This window comes from Enterobacter sp. kpr-6 (assembly GCF_900116015.1).
Classification (GTDB): Bacteria; Pseudomonadota; Gammaproteobacteria; order Enterobacterales; family Enterobacteriaceae; genus Enterobacter_D.
Window position 1 is genome coordinate 42,667 of record NZ_FOYH01000006.1, and the last position, 15,175, is coordinate 57,841.

At 54.9% G+C, this 15,175-nt stretch carries 17 protein-coding genes; 7 read left to right on the forward strand and 10 right to left on the reverse strand.

The genetic code is table 11. The features are described 5' to 3' along the window. Positions 1–19: 19 nt before the first annotated feature. Positions 20–940 carry a ribokinase gene (gene rbsK, locus BM373_RS14770; RefSeq protein WP_090462748.1) on the reverse strand — a complete coding sequence of 307 codons (921 nt, stop codon included), beginning with the start codon at positions 938–940 and terminating at the stop codon, positions 20–22. Positions 941–1,125: 185 nt separating this feature from the next. On the opposite strand from rbsK, the gene BM373_RS14775 reads away from it, so the two are divergent. Then, positions 1,126–1,914, forward strand: a complete 789-nt coding sequence (locus BM373_RS14775; protein ID WP_090462750.1) for a DeoR family transcriptional regulator — start codon at positions 1,126–1,128, stop codon at positions 1,912–1,914. Between the two features lie 2 nt (positions 1,915–1,916). Here BM373_RS14775 and ilvN read toward each other — a convergent pair whose 3' ends face one another. From ilvN to BM373_RS21850, 5 genes are all read right to left on the reverse strand, one after another. Further along, entirely contained in the window at positions 1,917–2,207 is a 291-nt protein-coding gene (gene ilvN / locus BM373_RS14780) for an acetolactate synthase small subunit (protein WP_072570949.1), read from the reverse strand. Between the two features lie 3 nt (positions 2,208–2,210). Then, the gene (gene ilvB / locus BM373_RS14785; RefSeq protein ID WP_090462752.1) at positions 2,211–3,899 is read right to left on the reverse strand and encodes an acetolactate synthase large subunit; all 1,689 of its coding nucleotides are present in this window, start codon (positions 3,897–3,899) and stop codon (positions 2,211–2,213) included. A 100-nt stretch (positions 3,900–3,999) separates the two neighbouring features. Continuing rightward, entirely contained in the window at positions 4,000–4,098 is a 99-nt protein-coding gene (gene ivbL / locus BM373_RS14790; protein WP_143102670.1) for an ilvB operon leader peptide IvbL, read from the reverse strand. Positions 4,099–4,238: 140 nt separating this feature from the next. After that, positions 4,239–5,312, reverse strand: a complete 1,074-nt coding sequence (gene fic / locus BM373_RS14795; protein WP_090462755.1) for a protein adenylyltransferase Fic — start codon at positions 5,310–5,312, stop codon at positions 4,239–4,241. 164 nt (positions 5,313–5,476) lie between these two features. Beyond that, a complete protein-coding gene (locus BM373_RS21850) occupies positions 5,477–5,557 on the reverse strand; it encodes a hypothetical protein (RefSeq protein ID WP_318371221.1) in 81 nt (26 codons plus the stop codon). 251 nt (positions 5,558–5,808) lie between these two features. Here BM373_RS21850 and BM373_RS14800 point away from each other — a divergent pair, with 251 nt between their 5' ends. The 6 genes from BM373_RS14800 to dsdA all read left to right on the forward strand — a co-directional run bounded on the left by BM373_RS14800 (position 5,809) and on the right by dsdA (position 11,054). Continuing rightward, positions 5,809–6,006 (forward strand): hypothetical protein, encoded by a 198-nt coding sequence (locus BM373_RS14800; RefSeq protein ID WP_090462758.1) that lies wholly within the window; start codon positions 5,809–5,811, stop codon positions 6,004–6,006. Between the two features lies 1 nt (position 6,007). Further along, positions 6,008–6,784 carry a hypothetical protein gene (locus BM373_RS14805; protein WP_090462762.1) on the forward strand — a complete coding sequence of 259 codons (777 nt, stop codon included), beginning with the start codon at positions 6,008–6,010 and terminating at the stop codon, positions 6,782–6,784. Between the two features lie 461 nt (positions 6,785–7,245). Continuing rightward, the gene (gene tisB / locus BM373_RS14810) at positions 7,246–7,335 is read left to right on the forward strand and encodes a type I toxin-antitoxin system toxin TisB (RefSeq protein ID WP_090462765.1); all 90 of its coding nucleotides are present in this window, start codon (positions 7,246–7,248) and stop codon (positions 7,333–7,335) included. Between the two features lie 116 nt (positions 7,336–7,451). After that, complete coding sequence (locus tag BM373_RS14815) at positions 7,452–8,285, forward strand: DMT family transporter (RefSeq protein ID WP_090462768.1); 834 nt, start codon at positions 7,452–7,454, stop codon at positions 8,283–8,285. 177 nt (positions 8,286–8,462) lie between these two features. Beyond that, positions 8,463–9,647 carry a multidrug efflux MFS transporter EmrD gene (emrD, locus tag BM373_RS14820; protein WP_090462772.1) on the forward strand — a complete coding sequence of 395 codons (1,185 nt, stop codon included), beginning with the start codon at positions 8,463–8,465 and terminating at the stop codon, positions 9,645–9,647. Between the two features lie 87 nt (positions 9,648–9,734). After that, complete coding sequence (dsdA, locus tag BM373_RS14825) at positions 9,735–11,054, forward strand: D-serine ammonia-lyase (RefSeq protein WP_090462775.1); 1,320 nt, start codon at positions 9,735–9,737, stop codon at positions 11,052–11,054. Here the strand turns inward: dsdA and BM373_RS14830 are convergent. The 4 genes from BM373_RS14830 to BM373_RS14845 all read right to left on the reverse strand — a co-directional run bounded on the left by BM373_RS14830 (position 11,051) and on the right by BM373_RS14845 (position 14,969). Further along, positions 11,051–11,413, reverse strand: a complete 363-nt coding sequence (locus BM373_RS14830; protein WP_090462778.1) for a DUF202 domain-containing protein — start codon at positions 11,411–11,413, stop codon at positions 11,051–11,053. The genes dsdA and BM373_RS14830 overlap by 4 nt on opposite strands. Beyond that, positions 11,403–11,750 (reverse strand): YidH family protein, encoded by a 348-nt coding sequence (locus tag BM373_RS14835; protein WP_090462781.1) that lies wholly within the window; start codon positions 11,748–11,750, stop codon positions 11,403–11,405. Before BM373_RS14835 ends, BM373_RS14830 begins: the two co-directional genes overlap by 11 nt. 283 nt (positions 11,751–12,033) lie before the next feature. Then, complete coding sequence (locus BM373_RS14840; RefSeq protein ID WP_090462783.1) at positions 12,034–13,356, reverse strand: 6-phospho-alpha-glucosidase; 1,323 nt, start codon at positions 13,354–13,356, stop codon at positions 12,034–12,036. Beyond that, positions 13,353–14,969 carry an alpha-glucoside-specific PTS transporter subunit IIBC gene (locus tag BM373_RS14845; protein ID WP_090462786.1) on the reverse strand — a complete coding sequence of 539 codons (1,617 nt, stop codon included), beginning with the start codon at positions 14,967–14,969 and terminating at the stop codon, positions 13,353–13,355. Before BM373_RS14845 ends, BM373_RS14840 begins: the two co-directional genes overlap by 4 nt. Positions 14,970–15,175: the final 206 nt, after the last annotated feature.

The following is a 15,175-nucleotide window of genomic DNA, read 5'->3' on the forward strand; positions in this document are numbered from 1 at the left end:
ATACTGTGCAGGGGGTTTATTATTCGTTTAACGCCAGGAATTCATTGAATTGCTCAATACTGGGGTAAGACGACTGGGTGCCTTTGCCCGTCACGCTGAAAGCAGCGAAACGCGTGGCGTTTTTCATGGCGGTTTCAACATCGCCGCTCTGGACGTAATAGTGCGCAAAGCAGCCGATAAACGCATCGCCCGCGCCGCTGGTGTCAATGGCGTTAACCTTGATCGCCGGGACATGCACTTCCGTATCGCGGGAGAGCCACAGCGCGCCTTTCTCGCCCATCGTGACGATAATATTGTTCAGGCCTTTATCAGTCAGACTGCGCGCGGCAAGACGAATATTGTCGTAGGTGTCTACCGACATACCGGTCAGAATTTCCAGCTCGGTTTCATTCGGCACGAAGAAATCACATTTGCAGGCATAAGACATATCTAATTCACGCAATGCCGGAGCCGGGTTTAATAACACTTCAATGCCGTGCTTCTTACCAAACTCAATGGCGTGATAGACCGTTTCCAGTTGCACTTCAAGTTGCAATACAATGAGCTTACATTTTTTTAAATCTTCCGCCGCGCGGTCGATATCTTCCGGTGACAGGAATTTGTTGGCACCTTTAATAATCAGAATACTGTTACTGGAATTAGCATTCACAAATATCGGGGCGACACCGCTGCTGGTACACGGCACTTTTTCCACGTAGGTGGTATTGATGCCCCAGGATTCCAGATTACGGATCGTGTTATCGGCAAAAATATCGTCGCCCACTTTGGTCAGCATCAGCACTTTGGAATTGAGCTTCGCCGCCGCCACCGCCTGGTTTGCGCCCTTGCCGCCGCAGCCAATTTTAAAGGCGGGCGCTTCCAGCGTTTCGCCCTCTTTCGGCATCTGGTTGGTGTAGGTGATCAAATCCACCATGTTGGAGCCAATGACTGCGATATCCATTTTACTACCTCTCAGAAACAAATGCTTAACAATGATATTATCGTAACATTATCATGTTATTTTAGTATCATTTGTGACTCATTTCGCAATTACAGGAACATTTGATCGCCCAATGTTCCCGCCTGAGAGTGAAAATGTTACTTTAGGAACATCAGAAATTGAGTGCGGTAACGCGGAGAAAGTGAATGGAAACCAAGCAGAAAGAGCGTATTCGTCGGCTGATGGAACTGCTCAAAAAGACCGACCGCATCCACTTAAAAGAGGCGGCGCGGATGCTGGAAGTTTCTGTGATGACCATTCGTCGTGATTTCAGCCAGGAAGAGGAGCCGCTGCCGCTTGCGCTGCTCGGCGGCTACATTGTGATGGTCAACAAGCCCGCCGCGCCTGCCGCCAGCCAGCCTGTCGCGCCCGTGCGCCCCCATCACCGCGATGATATGCCGATTGCCATCCTGGCCGCAGGGCTGGTGAGCGAGAACGATCTGGTGTTTTTCGACAACGGCCCGGAAATGCCGCTGGTGGTGAGTATGATCCCCGATGAAATCAGTTTTACCGGGATTTGCTATTCCCATCAGGTATTTATGGCGCTCAACGCCAAACCTAACGCCACGGTGATGCTGTGCGGCGGCACGTACCGCGCGAAAAGCGATGCGTTCTATGACGCCAGTAATCCGACGATTCTGGACTCGCTCAACCCGCGCAAAGTGTTTATCTCCGCCAGCGGCGTGCATGAACACTTTGGCGTGAGCTGGTTTAACCCGGACGATCTGCCGATCAAGCGCAAAGCGATGGAGCACGGCATCCGCAAAATTTTGCTCGCGCGCTACGCGCTGTTTGATGAAGTGGCCCCGGCCAGCATTGCCCCGCTGTCCGGGTTTGACGTGTTAATCAGCGACCGTCCGCTGCCCGCGGAGTATCCGGCCTGCTGTCGCAACGGCTTTGTGAAAGTGCTCACACCCGAATCCGGGAGCGAGTAATCTCACTCGAAGAACAGCCCCAGTTTATTGAACACACCTGGATCGGTCTGATGGCGGATCACCTGCACCACATCTTCCAGCTTGTCGATCTGGCTAATCATCTGCTCCAGCCGCTGATCGTTCGCCACCAGCAGCCAGATACGGCTCTGCTCGCCGCCCTGTAGCGGCAGACAAAGAATGCCTTCCACGTTAAACGCGCGGCGGGCAAACAGCCCGCAAACGTGGGTCATGACGCCGGGATGGTTCCGCACGGTGAGTTCAAGAATGACGTTGTCATGTTCAGAATGTTGCATGGCTTATTCCCCCACCATCTCAGTATTGGCCGCGCCCGGCGGCACCATCGGATACACTTTTTGTTCAGCGTCGATACGCACATGAATCAGTGCCGGACCGGGGCGAGAAATCGCCGCCTGCAACGCGGCCTGTGGGTCCGCTTCAGCATTTAAATCACAGGTGTGCAGGCCAAATCCGGCGGCAATCTGCATGAAATTGATCGTGCCCGGATAGGTGGCGGCGAACACGCCCTGCTTGTAGAACAGGCTTTGCTGCTGATGCACCAGCCCCAGCGCCTCGTTATTCAGCAGGATGATTTTCACATCGAGATTATTTTCGGCGGCGGTCGCCATTTCCTGAATATTCATCATCAGGCTGCCGTCGCCGGAGAAGCAGAGCACTTTGCGGTCAGGATTTGCCAGCGCCGCGCCAATGGCCGCCGGCAGGCCAAAGCCCATTGTGCCCAGACCGCCAGACGTCAGCCACTGGCGCGGCCGGTTGAGCGGATACGCCTGTGCCGTCCACATCTGATGCTGGCCGACATCCGTGCTGATAATCGCCTCGTCATCCACGCAGGCCGCCACCGCGCGAATAATCCCGTAATGGGTCAGCGGATCGTCGGCTCCCGCCATCGCCGCCGGGAACTCCTGTTGCAGTTGCGCCACCAGATCGCGCCAGGCCGCACGCGGCTGGGCGTCAATCTGCGGGATCAGCTCAGCCAGCACCTCGCTCACATCGCCCTGAATCGCAACGTGCGGCTGCTTGATTTTGCCCAGTTCAGCGCGATCGATATCGACGTGGATAATTTTGGCATTCGGGCAGAACTGCTCGGTTTTGCCAATCGCCCGGTCATCAAAACGCGCGCCGAGAACAATCAGCAAATCCGCTTCCTGCAAAATAAAGTTGGTGCTGCGCGCGCCGTGCATCCCGAGCATCCCCAAAGACAGCGGATGTGCTTTGGGTAACATGCCGAGCGCCATTAAGGTCATGGTGGTGGGCAGATTCGCTTTTTCCGCCAGCTCGCGGATCTGTTCTGGCGCATTGATTACCCCGCCGCCGAGATACAGCACCGGGCGCTGCGCCTGGTTGATCATCGCTGCGGCCTCGCGCACGTTTGCCGCGCTGAAGGCGGGCGCAGGTGCCACGCCACCCGGTTCCGGCAGGTCGCTGAGTTCAATTTCAGCCGTTTGAATATCCTTAGGAATATCTATCCACACCGGGCCCGGACGACCGGACTGGGCAATGCGAAACGCGTCGCTGATGACCTGCGGCAGCTCGCGGATATCGCGCACCAGGTAGTTATGCTTGGTGATGGGGATAGAAATACCGTAGGTGTCTACTTCCTGGAAGGCGTCGGTGCCGATCATCGAGGACGGCACCTGGCCGGTGATGCAGACCAGCGGAATGGAGTCGAGACGCGCATCGGCAATGGCGGTGACGAGGTTGGTGGCACCCGGCCCGCTACAGGCCATACATACCGCCGGTTTGCCCTGAGTTCGCGCCATACCCTGAGCGATAAAGCCCGCGCCCTGTTCGTGACGGGCCAGTACGTGCCGGATTTGCGTGCTCTGGCTTAAGGCGTCATAGAGCGGAAGCACCGTGCCGCCGGGAATGCCGGTGACAATCGAAATGCCCTGGCGCTCCAGTAAATGAACGATTAACTGCGCGCCCGTGAAGCGCTTAGGGTGTGATGTTGTGCCCGAACTTGCCATGCTCCAGTCCTTTTATTCTGGGCCGACTTTCCGGGGAGGTCACAATAAAAAACCCCGCCCGGTTTGCGCCGGCGGGGTTTGGAATCGTGTGTTCCGGACCCTACGGCGCGATGCCGACGACCACCACCACACGCACGACGACCACCGCGGCGAATGGCGCGGTTTTTAGTAGGGTCGGGGTCAGCATGGTTGGGTTCATTAGGGGCCTGTTGTTCATTTAATTAACAGGATTCATACAAACACAGGATGTGGATTCAGACAACGACTTTATGCACAGCGGCGTAAAAATGCGCCGGGGATCACGGTTTGTTGCAAATGACCGTGATCGCAAAATATGCTTTAGCTATTCATTTCTTGCAGCAATCGCGTATTGATATACAGCTTTTCCCGGCCTGCGTTTACTTCTTCCAGAATGCCCATTGCCACTAACTGCTTAAGATAAACCGATGCGGTCTGGCGTTTTGCAATTCCCGCTTCCACCAGGTTTTCGATACGACAGTAAGGCTGGGCAAAGAGCACTTGTACCAGCTCCCAACTGTAGATTTTTGGTAACTTTTCCCGAATAACCACCGCCGTGTTTTCTACCAGCGCCCGAATAATGGCAACTTTTTTGCGTGTCCAGACTGCGGTGTTTTCTACAGCTTCAAGCATAAATAGGATCCACTTCTCCCACTCTCCTCGTTCAGTCACACCCCGCAGTAAGCTGTAGTAATCGCTCCGCTGCGCCAGTATGAATCGGGAAAGATACAAAATTGGAAGGCTAAGTAACCCTGCTTCTATCAAAAACAGAATATTAAGAATGCGGCCTGTCCGTCCGTTACCGTCAGGAAACGGGTGAATGCTTTCAAACTGATAGTGAGAGATTGCCATTTTTACCAGTGGATCCAGTTCATCTCGTTCATGAAGAAATTTTTCCCAGTTTGAGAGCAAATCGCGGATCACCTTTTCTCCTTCAGGCGGGGTATAGACCACTTTCATATTCTGATCGCGCAGCACGGTACCCGGCGTTTTGCGTACGTCTGTTTCTACCGCACGTAGCGTCGTGCATATCTTTATCGCTGAGTTTGCGCACAGTGGATGCTGGCTTAGCTGATTAATGCCCTGATAAAGCGCCGTGCGGTATCGCAGCGCCTCTTTTGTTGCCGGATCGGCGTACTCGGCCCGATCGGCATACTGGAAAAGCTGATCGCTGGTGGTCACGATATTTTCAATGCGTGATGAGTCTTTTGCTTCGAGCATGGGTAACAGATTGATCAGTAACCCTTGATCGGGTAACAACTCGCCTGCGGCTTTTAACTCCGCGAGCGCAGCGCGTGCGCTAATGCAGGCTTTGAGAACGGACCGGGTTTCTACCGTAGCCAAATCAGGTGGCAGCGGAGGTAATTGGTTATACGGATGCTCTGGATTCCACATGTTTATTAAAGTCCTTTTTTTCGACATAGCGTGATGTTATGTCGATAGCATAAACATGTCACGCAGATATGTCGATAAAACGAGTTTTTTTAGACATGTGAAGGGGGGTTCTGATGTACCGGAGCCAGCGGACTGACCCCGGGAGCAAGCTGCTGTAGCGACCGTCAGGACGATTTTTTCGGATCGTTCTCCGGTTTGTCTCCGGATTCTGGCGCTTCTGACGGGTCATCTTTGGCACCGCTCATATGTTTATTGATATAAATCATGACGTTCTCCTCTGGGTTATTTAAATAGCGTATTAACACCCTTTCTCTATTTAAGCCTGGTGGCAAACTCATTATCTGGCAAGTCTGATTATTAAAAGGAGAAAAGTCTGATAGCCGAAATAATATGACACTTCGGCAGAGGCATTATTTACGTTTTGTAATAATAGCCATCTGCCGTTGTCACGACTAATATTAGGGATATTTAATTTTTTAGTCGTAAAAGGGTAATTATGCTACACGCACTACGCAAATTGTTCGCAAGCCCGGAAAGGCTCCTGAATGTGATTGATCGCAGACATGTGGAAGAAGCCATTGAGGATGGAGATCGTATTGTCATTGATGAAGACGGTAATGCCGGGGTGAATATCAACTGCCCGGCCGTTATTGATGATTTTTCCCGTCATGTTGATGCATTAAAAAGGATGTAATATGGGCACGGCTATTTTTATGGTTCTGATGGTCTGCGGCTACTGGTACACCAGCCGCGACCTCTCTACCCGCCTGAAGCTACGGCGCACCTTCGGTTGGGACGTTTACTTTCTTGTCGCGCTTTACGGCTGCATTTTCGTTCTTCAGGGAATACTCACGACCGCGATCATCTGGCTCTGTTTGCTGTTAACGTCGATTGCCATGAACGCGGTGCCGGAAATGACCGGCAGTGACGATCACCGCCTGCAAATGACGTTTATGAACTGGAGTTTTCTTGGGATTCAGGCCCCGGTCGTCATTATGCTTGCCTTTGCTATTTTATTTTGTCTGTATCGCTCCAACTGGGCGCGCAGTGCAAATTTAAACAGCGATGGACGGCGACAACTTTATAAATATCTTTCCCGCGCCAATGGCATTGAAGGATTAATTTATCAGTGCATGGAAACCGGTCAACTGGCATGGCTGACATTGAAATCACAGCGCGTTTATATTGGTATGATCCATACCGCAACCGTGGACAGCACATCATTAAATAATATTGTGCTTATTCCTATGCTAACGGGATATCGCGAGCGCGACAGCGCAGAATTTAAAATAGAAAATAATTACAGCGCGTTATATGCCAGCCAAAATATTACCTTAAGCTCTGAGCCGCATTCCGCGCTGCATTTTCGCAAGGTGATTTTACTCGATCAGGTGGAGAGCATTTCGCTGTTTGATCCCAGCCAGAGCCTGGCACTGGGCTACCGAAAAGAGAGTGAAGCAAATGGGGAATGACACAAAAGAAAATGGCCCGGAAAAGGGCCATTTTCGCGTGCGTTTGCGGGTGGTAGACCGCAGTGCACACTGTGCTACGTCAACTCTGTGAGTATACGTGCGATACGCAATGGACGCAATTTTGCGCAGTATGAGTATGGTTCAAAGCCGTCATTTTGTCTAAAAAATACTGTTCATGCATACAGTATTTTTCTATAATAAAAGAGCTTTCAGAGTGTGCGATACGGGGCCGCGTGTTTGACGGGCGCAAATAAGTCCTGGCTGAAACGGGTGGTGCCGTCAGTGCCTTAACCCCGGGAGTGCACACTGTGATACGCCAACATCACACAATCTCGTTCCGTTTGTGTCGGGCTGCATAAGCAAAGAGGCAGACGGGCGGCAGCGTGTGAATATACGGCTGGTTACAGGCGGCGGACAGGTACGCCAGCCGGACGTACTCCTTATACCTTAAGGAGAAGCGTATGAGCGGAGTGGATATTGCTGTACTGATCCTGAAACTCATTGTTGCGTTGCTGCAACTGCTTGATGCCGTCCTGAAATACCTCAAGTAAATCAGGTTCAAGCCGCACCAAAGGGGGCGGGCCACCGCCCCCTTTTACAGGATACGCGCTGGTCAAATCAGCAAAGAGTGTTACATTTCCATGACAATTCACCTGTGTTGTCCATTATGACGCTCACTGTTTTTCTCACTTTGCTTTTTGCCGCTCTGCTGCATGCAAGCTGGAACGCCATCGTTAAGGCGGGCAGCGATAAACTCTATTCCGCCATCAGCGTGAGCGGTTCCGCAGCGCTCATCGCCCTTATCCTGCTGCCTTTCGCGCCGCAGCCGACCTGGGAAAGCGCGCCGTATCTTGCTGTCTCCTGCGCGTTACAGGTGGTTTATACCGTGCTGGTCGCTAAAACCTATCAGGTGTCGGACATGAGCCAGACCTACCCGCTGATGCGCGGCACCGCCCCGTTGCTGGTCGCGTTAATCAGCGTCGTGGCGCTGGGTGAACACCTCTCGCCGCTGGCCTGGACGGGGATTGCCGTTATCTGCCTCGCCATTCTTGGAATGGCCTTCAACGGCCGCGCCAGCTCGCATAAGGGCATTGTCCTTGCGCTGTTCAACGCCTGTTTTATTGCCGGATACACCCTTGTGGACGGCACGGGCGTGCGCCTGTCTGAAACCGCCTTTGGTTACACACTGTGGACCTTCTTCATGAACGGCGTCTGTCTGCTGGTCTGGGCGATGATCGCCCGACGGCAGGCCGCTTCGCGCTATCTGGCCGCGCACTGGAAAAAGGGGGTTTTTGGCGGGATTGGCACCATGGGCTCCTACGGCCTGGCGCTGTGGGCAATGACGCAGTCACCGCTGGCGGTGGTCGCCGCGCTGCGGGAAACCTCCATTCTTTTTGGCGCACTCATCGCGTTTATCCTGCTTAAAGAGCGGGTATCCGGGATGCGGATTGTTGCCGCCTGTGGTATCGCCATCGGCGCAATATTACTTCGTCTCGCCTGAGGCAAACTGGCAACATTTATTGCCGATAATTGTTTACAAAGCCTGACTTTCTTCGTTCTGTCATTCACGCCGTGCATGATGGCTTCATTTCCGTGGTGTGGTAGATTCCTCTCGCATTTATGGGGATACCCAGCAACTTATTCTTTGTTTTTTCCTTTTTGAAAAGTATTCAGCGAAATGAAACGGAACAGAAACGTCAATTTGTTATTGATGCTGGTGCTGCTGGTGGCTGTCGGGCAGATGGCGCAAACCATTTATATTCCGGCTATCACCGATATGGCGCAGGCATTTAAGGTGCGGGACGGAGCAGTTCAAAGCGTAATGGCGGCGTATCTGCTGACCTACGGCGTCTCACAACTGTTTTATGGCCCGCTCTCAGATCGGATTGGCCGCCGCCCGGTGATCCTCGCGGGCATGAGCATCTTCCTGCTGGCGACGCTGATAGCGATGACCACTCACAGCCTGACGGTGCTGATTGTCGCCAGCGCGCTACAGGGAATGGGCACCGGCGTCGGTGGCGTGATGGCGCGCACGCTGCCGCGCGATCTCTATGAAGGCACGCAACTGCGCCATGCCAACAGCCTGCTGAACATGGGCATCCTGGTCAGCCCGCTGCTGGCCCCGCTGATTGGCGGCCTGCTCAATACGGTATGGGGCTGGCGGGCGTGCTTCGCTTTTTTGTTGATCCTCTGCGTCATCGTCACCTTCAGCATGGCCCGCTGGATGCCGGAAACCCGCCCGGTTGCAGCCCCCCGCAGCCGGCTTATCGACAGTTATAAAACGCTTTTTGGCAACGGCGCATTCACCTGTTATCTGCTGATGTTAATCGGCGGTCTGGCGGGGATTGCGGTGTTTGAAGCCTGTTCCGGCGTACTGCTCGGGGCAGGGCTGGGACTTAGCAGCATGGCGGTGAGCGTGCTGTTTATCCTGCCGATCCCGGCGGCCTTTTTTGGAGCCTGGTTCGCCGGACGGCAAAACAAACGCTTCACCACGTTAATGTGGCAGGCGGTGGTGAGCTGCCTGCTGGCGGGCGTGATGATGTGGGTGCCGGGCTGGTTCGGCGTGATGAATGTCTGGACGTTACTGGTGCCTGCGGCGCTGTTCTTCTTCGGCGCGGGAATGCTGTTTCCGCTGGCGACCAGCGGCGCGATGGAGCCGTTTCCGTTCCTCGCGGGTACCGCCGGTGCGCTGGTTGGCGGGCTGCAAAACATCGGTTCCGGCGTGCTGGCATGGCTGTCGGCGCTATTGCCACAAAGCGGTCAGGCAAGCCTTGGGATGCTGATGACGCTGATGGGCCTGCTGATCCTGCTGTGCTGGCTGCCGCTCGCCTCGCGCTTCGCACACCACGAGCAGGCCATTTAACTTCCTGTCCCCGGCGACGGTCTTTTTTCTTGCACCGTCGCCGCCTTCCTGCTTTCTTGAGTTATCGCTAACGCAAAGAGAGCCACCATGACACCAGCCGAACTCACCGCCCGCTTTCCGCTCGTCGCCTCGCTCATCAACCTCCAGGAAACCTGCTGGTTTAATCCCAACACCACATCGCTGGCTGAAGGTTTGCCGTTTGTGGGTCTCAGCGAGGCCGATATCCGCGACGCCCATGCCCGGTTGCATCGCTTTGCGCCCTGGCTGGCTGAGGCGTTCCCGGAAACCGCGGCCACTCAGGGCATTATTGAGTCGGAACTGGTGCCGATCCCGGCCATGCAGCAACGCTTGCAGGCGGAGTCAGGCCAGCCGATCTCCGGTTCGCTGTGGCTGAAAAAAGACAGCCATCTGCCGATTTCCGGCTCTATCAAAGCGCGGGGCGGCATTTTTGAAGTGCTGACCCACGCCGAAAAGCTGGCGTTCGCCGCCGGGCTGCTCTCGCCCGATGATGATTACCGCAAGCTCTCGACGCCTGCGTTTAAAGCGTTTTTCTCCCGGTACAGCATTGCAGTGGGATCGACGGGGAATCTGGGGCTGTCCATCGGCATCATCAGCGCGCGTCTGGGCTTTAAGGTCACCGTGCATATGTCTGCTGACGCCCGCGAATGGAAAAAGGCGAAATTGCGCAGTCACGGCGTGAACGTGGTGGAGTATGAGCAGGATTACGGCGTGGCGGTGGAAGAGGGGCGTAAAGCCGCGCAGTCGGACGCGAACTGCTTTTTTATCGACGACGAAAACTCACGCACTTTGTTTCTGGGTTACGCCGTGGCGGGCGAGCGCCTGAAAGCGCAGTTTACTGAGCAGGGCATCCGCGTGGATGCCGATCACCCGCTGTTTGTCTATCTGCCGTGCGGCGTCGGCGGCGGCCCCGGCGGGGTGGCATTTGGCCTGAAAATGGCGTTTGGCGATCATGTGCATTGCCTGTTCGCCGAACCGACGCACTCGCCCTGCATGCTGCTTGGCGTGTACACCGGGCTGCACGACACCATCGCGGTCCAGGATCTGGGTATCGACAACCTGACCGCCGCCGATGGGCTGGCAGTCGGGCGCGCGTCCGGCTTTGTGGGCCGCGCCATGGAACGGTTGCTGGACGGGTTTTACACCCTCGACGATCAGACGCTGTACGACATGCTCGGCTGGCTGGCACAGGAGGAGAACATCCGCCTTGAACCGTCTGCCCTGGCGGGCATGGCCGGACCGCAGCTCGTCTGTGGCGACAGCGGCTACCACCAGTTACAGGGACTGACGGCTGATCGACTCCGCCACGCCACCCATCTGGTGTGGGCGACGGGCGGCGGGATGGTGCCGGAAGACGAAATGGCCGCTTATCTGGCGAAAGGGCGTTAAAGCCAGCCCTGAAGAAAAAGGATCACCTGGCGGATGTGCGTGACGGCAAACAGTAACGCGAGCGACAGCACCGCCAGGGCGATGAGCAGTTTGTCGCGCACCGCCGCAGACTGCGCAAAATCGCTGTGTTCGACGTCCATCAGATTACGCTGGCGGGTGTAGCGCCACAGGATCACGCCCGCCAGCGCCAGTGCCACCAGCGAAATCCAGAACGTGATGCCGGATTCATACCAGTGGTGCTTTACGGCGAGGGCGATCAGCGCGCCATAGCCGAGCAGGGTACGAAACCAGGCCAGCGAGGTGCGCTCCGGCTGAAGGCCGGGGTCCTGCATACGACGGGCTTTGCGGCTATCCGGCATAGAACACGAGCACCATAACGATGGCGGCGACGATCACCAGACTCGTGCTGATAACCAGTAAACTGCGGGTATACGGCAGATCTTCTTTCAACCGCATGGCGCGTTCGTTGCGCAGCCAGCGCAGATAACCGTAAATCGCCAGCCCGCCCGCGAACAGGCACAGCAGCAGCGCGAGCAGCTCACGGATAAGCGGCGTGGCGAAATCGGGGGCTAATTGATCAAGCCCAACACCTGCCGCCAGAAACCCAAGCGCGGTGCGGATCCAGGCCAGAAACGTGCGTTCATTTGCCAGCGAAAAGCGGTAGTCGGGGGCCTCACCGATGCGGGAAATTTTCATCAGATCTCCTTTGATATACTCCCTGAGACGGACAGATTAACAGCCGACATTATGCCTGGCTAGCCGCGATTTTTTTGCCGTGAGATGCCCCCTCACCCCGGCCCTCTCCCCCAGGAGAGGGGGAAAAGCAAGCCCGCGCCCGGCCAGTTCCCTCTCCCTGGGGGAGAGGGGGAAAGGTAAGTCCGCGCTCGATCGGTTCCCTCTCCCTGGGGGAGAGGAGCAAGTCCGTGCTCGATCGGTTCCCTCTCCTTGGGGGAGAGGGTTAGGGTGAGGGGGACCAGCATCAATGCAGTTCAGGCCAGTACTCTTTATTCGCCTCAATCAGGTCATCGAGAATCGCCTTAGCCACGGAGGCGCTCGGGACGGTTCTGGACAGGGTGATCGCCTGCCACAGCCGCTGGTAGGAGTGTTGTTCCCAGGCATCCACCACCAGTTTTTCCACCGCCACCTGCTGGCTCATCATCCCCTTCTGGAAATGCGGGATGTCGCCCACGGTCAGCGGCTCCGGTCCGTTTTTACCCACAAGGCACGGGATCTCCACCATCGCGTCGGCATCAAAATTATGAATCGCGCCGTTGTTCGGCACGATCAGCAGCATCCGCTCCTGGGTATTAAAGGCGATGGCGCGGGCCAGATCGACAATGTAAGACGCGTGCTCGTCGATTTCCAGCGTGCCGGCCGAGGAGTGACCCGCTTCAATAATCGCCCGGCAGGAGCCGAACACCTGTTTTTCCCGGTGATCCATCACCTCGTTTGCGCGGGTGCGTTCCGGGTTGGCGTGCGCCACCACATAGTCCGGGAACAGATAATATTTCAGGTAGGTGTTGGGCATGGTGTCCGGGTCCAGAGCCTGCACATCCCGCGCTTTCGCAAACGTATCATTCCAGCTTGCTTCCGTGTGCGCGTCGTCAGTGGGGGGAACATATCCGTGTTTCGCCACGTATTCGCGCAGTTTCGGCATCAGGTCATTGCCGTTCAAATCTTCGATACCTGTCCACCAGCCAAAATGATTCAGCCCGTAATAGCGGGTGCGCATCTCCTTGCGGTCTTTCAGCCCGACGATCTGCGCCATGCGCCCCTCAATACCAATCGGCATATCGCAGATGTTGAGGATTTTTGCGTGAGGGCGCAGGCGGCGGGTCGCTTCCGCCACAATCGCCGCCGGATTGGAGTAATTCAGCATCCAGGCGTCGGGGGAGTATTTTTCCATATAATCGACCAGTTCCAGCACGCCGCCGATAGAGCGCATCCCGTAGGCGATCCCGCCGGGTCCGCAGGTTTCCTGGCCTAATACACCGTGGCGCAGCGGGATTTTTTCATCTTTTTCACGCATCGGGTATTTACCGACGCGAATATGCGCCATCACAAAATCCACGTCGCTGAAGGCTGCTTTGGGATCGGTGGTGTAGCTGAACTCAATCTCCGGCGCTTGTTCTTTAAGGAGGATTTTGCACGCTTCGGCAATCACTTCCTGCCGCGCGCCGTCGTTGTCATAAAATTTCAACGCCCGCAGGGGGAAACGATCCTGATTGGCTAACAGCATCAGCACGATGCCGGGGGTAAAGGTGCTGCCGCCGCCAGCGATAACCACTGAGAATTTTTTCATGATAAAGCCTCCGTCATGGTGGATGGTTCGTTCGTTAAAGGGGTTTTCATTAGGGTTTCAAGCTGATCGCGCACCAGCGGAACGTGCAGGCCGACAATCACCTGAATGGCATTGCCGCGCCGGACCACGCCATGTGCGCCGAGGGCTTTAAAAACATCGTCGCTTTGGGTTTTGGTCATATCGATCAGCGTGATACGCAGCCGGGTGGCGCAGTTATTTACGCTTTCAATATTGGCCGCCCCGCCGAGTGCATGCAGGAAACCCGCGGCCTGGCCGGTTTTGGATTCCGGTGAGGCGAGGGGTTGCCCCTGCGCCGCTTTGTAATCGGCTTTGCTGTAGAGCTTGATTTCGCTCTCGTCACGGCCCGGCGTTTTCAGGTTGAAGCGCAGAATTAAGGTGCGGAAAACAACAAACCAGATGGCGGTAAAAGATAAGCCGATGCCGAGCTGAATAAACATCACTGAGGCATGGTTATGGAACATCGGCATCCAGTTGAGGGGTAAAAATTCATTTAACATACCGCCGCCGAACATCCCGACGACGCCACACAGATACATGAGCGCGGTCATTGTCGCGGCTAACAGGGCGTGAATAACAAACAGGAAAGGGGCAATAAATAAAAAGGTAAATTCCAGCGGCTCCGTAATGCCCACCAGAATGGCGGTTAAGGTAGCCGGAATTAATAATCCCGCGACTTTAACCCGATTTTCCGGGGCCGCCGTGTAATAAATTGCCAGCGCAATACCCGGCGCGCCGAATACTTTTGAATTACCGTGCATGGCAAAACCGCCCGCCGGGAAAAGTTCTTTTAATGGCTGCGCGCTCTGGCTAAATTCACTCATATGCTGGATCCAGTACGGTTGTAAACCGCCTTCAATAACCGCCGGGCCAAAAATAAAAGGACCGTAAACAAAATGGTGTAAGCCGGTGGGAATTAACAGGCGTTCAAGCAGGGTGTAAATCCACACGCCTAATGCCCCGGCGCTGCTTAAAAATGTCTGTAACGACTGAATAGCGCCCTGAACTTTCGGCCAGCAAAGTAGCGTTAACCACGCGCACGGGAGCATCAGGAAAAACGCGACAATCACCACAAACGAGGTGCCCTGAAAAATACCCAGAAAAACAGGCAGGGCTTTATCATAAAAGCGATTATGGAGCGCCGTGACGAGGCCAGAAATAACGATGGCACCAATGATGCTGGTATCCAGCGTTTTAATCCCGGCGACCATCGCCAGCCCGCTTCCGGCTACCGGTTCTGAGTTAAAGTTAACGTTAAAAAAATCGCCCCAGACCGTTCCCATTGCGCCAATGAAATAGTTCCAGGTCAGGAAGCTAATTAATACCGCAAGGCACGCCCGGCCATGCGCCTGTTTAGCCAGGCCAAGAGGTAAACCTACGGCAAAAATAAGCGGCATATTACGAAATACCGCCCAGCCACCTTCTTCAATAATTTTTATGACCTGGAAAAATAAGCTGTCGGGTTGCGTTAACGATTCGCCGATAAACATGGGGTTTTGCAGCATAATTGCTATTCCCACAATCATTCCGGCAAAGGGGAATAGCAAAACCGGGGTGAACATAGCGCCACCAAAGCGTTGTATTTGACTGAGCATTTTTACATCCTCATATAACAACCAGGGTCGGGTTAAAGGTCTTTTTGTAGTGAATGCTGACGGGCTGAGAATAAATAGTTACGATCCCGGCAACATGACGTGCCGCTGCGATTCGTGATCCTATTCATGGTTTTATTTCGTCCTCTCATGTCTACTTTTTTTAATGAAACTGGACCTGTTCAGCCGCGAAGCCCCGCTTAATGTTC

Bases quoted from the DNA above. Each gene is read 5' to 3' on its own strand.
- rbsK (WP_090462748.1), bottom strand. From the start codon at position 940: ATGGATATCGCAGTCATTGGCTCCAACATGGTGGATTTGATCACCTAC.
- BM373_RS21850 (WP_318371221.1), bottom strand. From the start codon at position 5,557: ATGAGCGGTGCCAAAGATGACCCGTCAGAAGCGCCAGAATCCGGAGAC.
- tisB (WP_090462765.1), top strand. From the start codon at position 7,246: ATGAGCGGAGTGGATATTGCTGTACTGATCCTGAAACTCATTGTTGCG.
- BM373_RS14845 (WP_090462786.1), bottom strand. From the start codon at position 14,969: ATGCTCAGTCAAATACAACGCTTTGGTGGCGCTATGTTCACCCCGGTT.
- BM373_RS14775 (WP_090462750.1), top strand. From the start codon at position 1,126: ATGGAAACCAAGCAGAAAGAGCGTATTCGTCGGCTGATGGAACTGCTC.
- BM373_RS14840 (WP_090462783.1), bottom strand. From the start codon at position 13,356: ATGAAAAAATTCTCAGTGGTTATCGCTGGCGGCGGCAGCACCTTTACC.
- BM373_RS14815 (WP_090462768.1), top strand. From the start codon at position 7,452: ATGACGCTCACTGTTTTTCTCACTTTGCTTTTTGCCGCTCTGCTGCAT.
- fic (WP_090462755.1), bottom strand. From the start codon at position 5,312: ATGTGGAATCCAGAGCATCCGTATAACCAATTACCTCCGCTGCCACCT.
- ilvB (WP_090462752.1), bottom strand. From the start codon at position 3,899: ATGGCAAGTTCGGGCACAACATCACACCCTAAGCGCTTCACGGGCGCG.
- BM373_RS14835 (WP_090462781.1), bottom strand. From the start codon at position 11,750: ATGAAAATTTCCCGCATCGGTGAGGCCCCCGACTACCGCTTTTCGCTG.
- BM373_RS14805 (WP_090462762.1), top strand. From the start codon at position 6,008: ATGGGCACGGCTATTTTTATGGTTCTGATGGTCTGCGGCTACTGGTAC.
- BM373_RS14800 (WP_090462758.1), top strand. From the start codon at position 5,809: ATGCTACACGCACTACGCAAATTGTTCGCAAGCCCGGAAAGGCTCCTG.
- ilvN (WP_072570949.1), bottom strand. From the start codon at position 2,207: ATGCAACATTCTGAACATGACAACGTCATTCTTGAACTCACCGTGCGG.
- BM373_RS14830 (WP_090462778.1), bottom strand. From the start codon at position 11,413: ATGCCGGATAGCCGCAAAGCCCGTCGTATGCAGGACCCCGGCCTTCAG.
- dsdA (WP_090462775.1), top strand. From the start codon at position 9,735: ATGACACCAGCCGAACTCACCGCCCGCTTTCCGCTCGTCGCCTCGCTC.
- emrD (WP_090462772.1), top strand. From the start codon at position 8,463: ATGAAACGGAACAGAAACGTCAATTTGTTATTGATGCTGGTGCTGCTG.
- ivbL (WP_143102670.1), bottom strand. From the start codon at position 4,098: ATGAACCCAACCATGCTGACCCCGACCCTACTAAAAACCGCGCCATTC.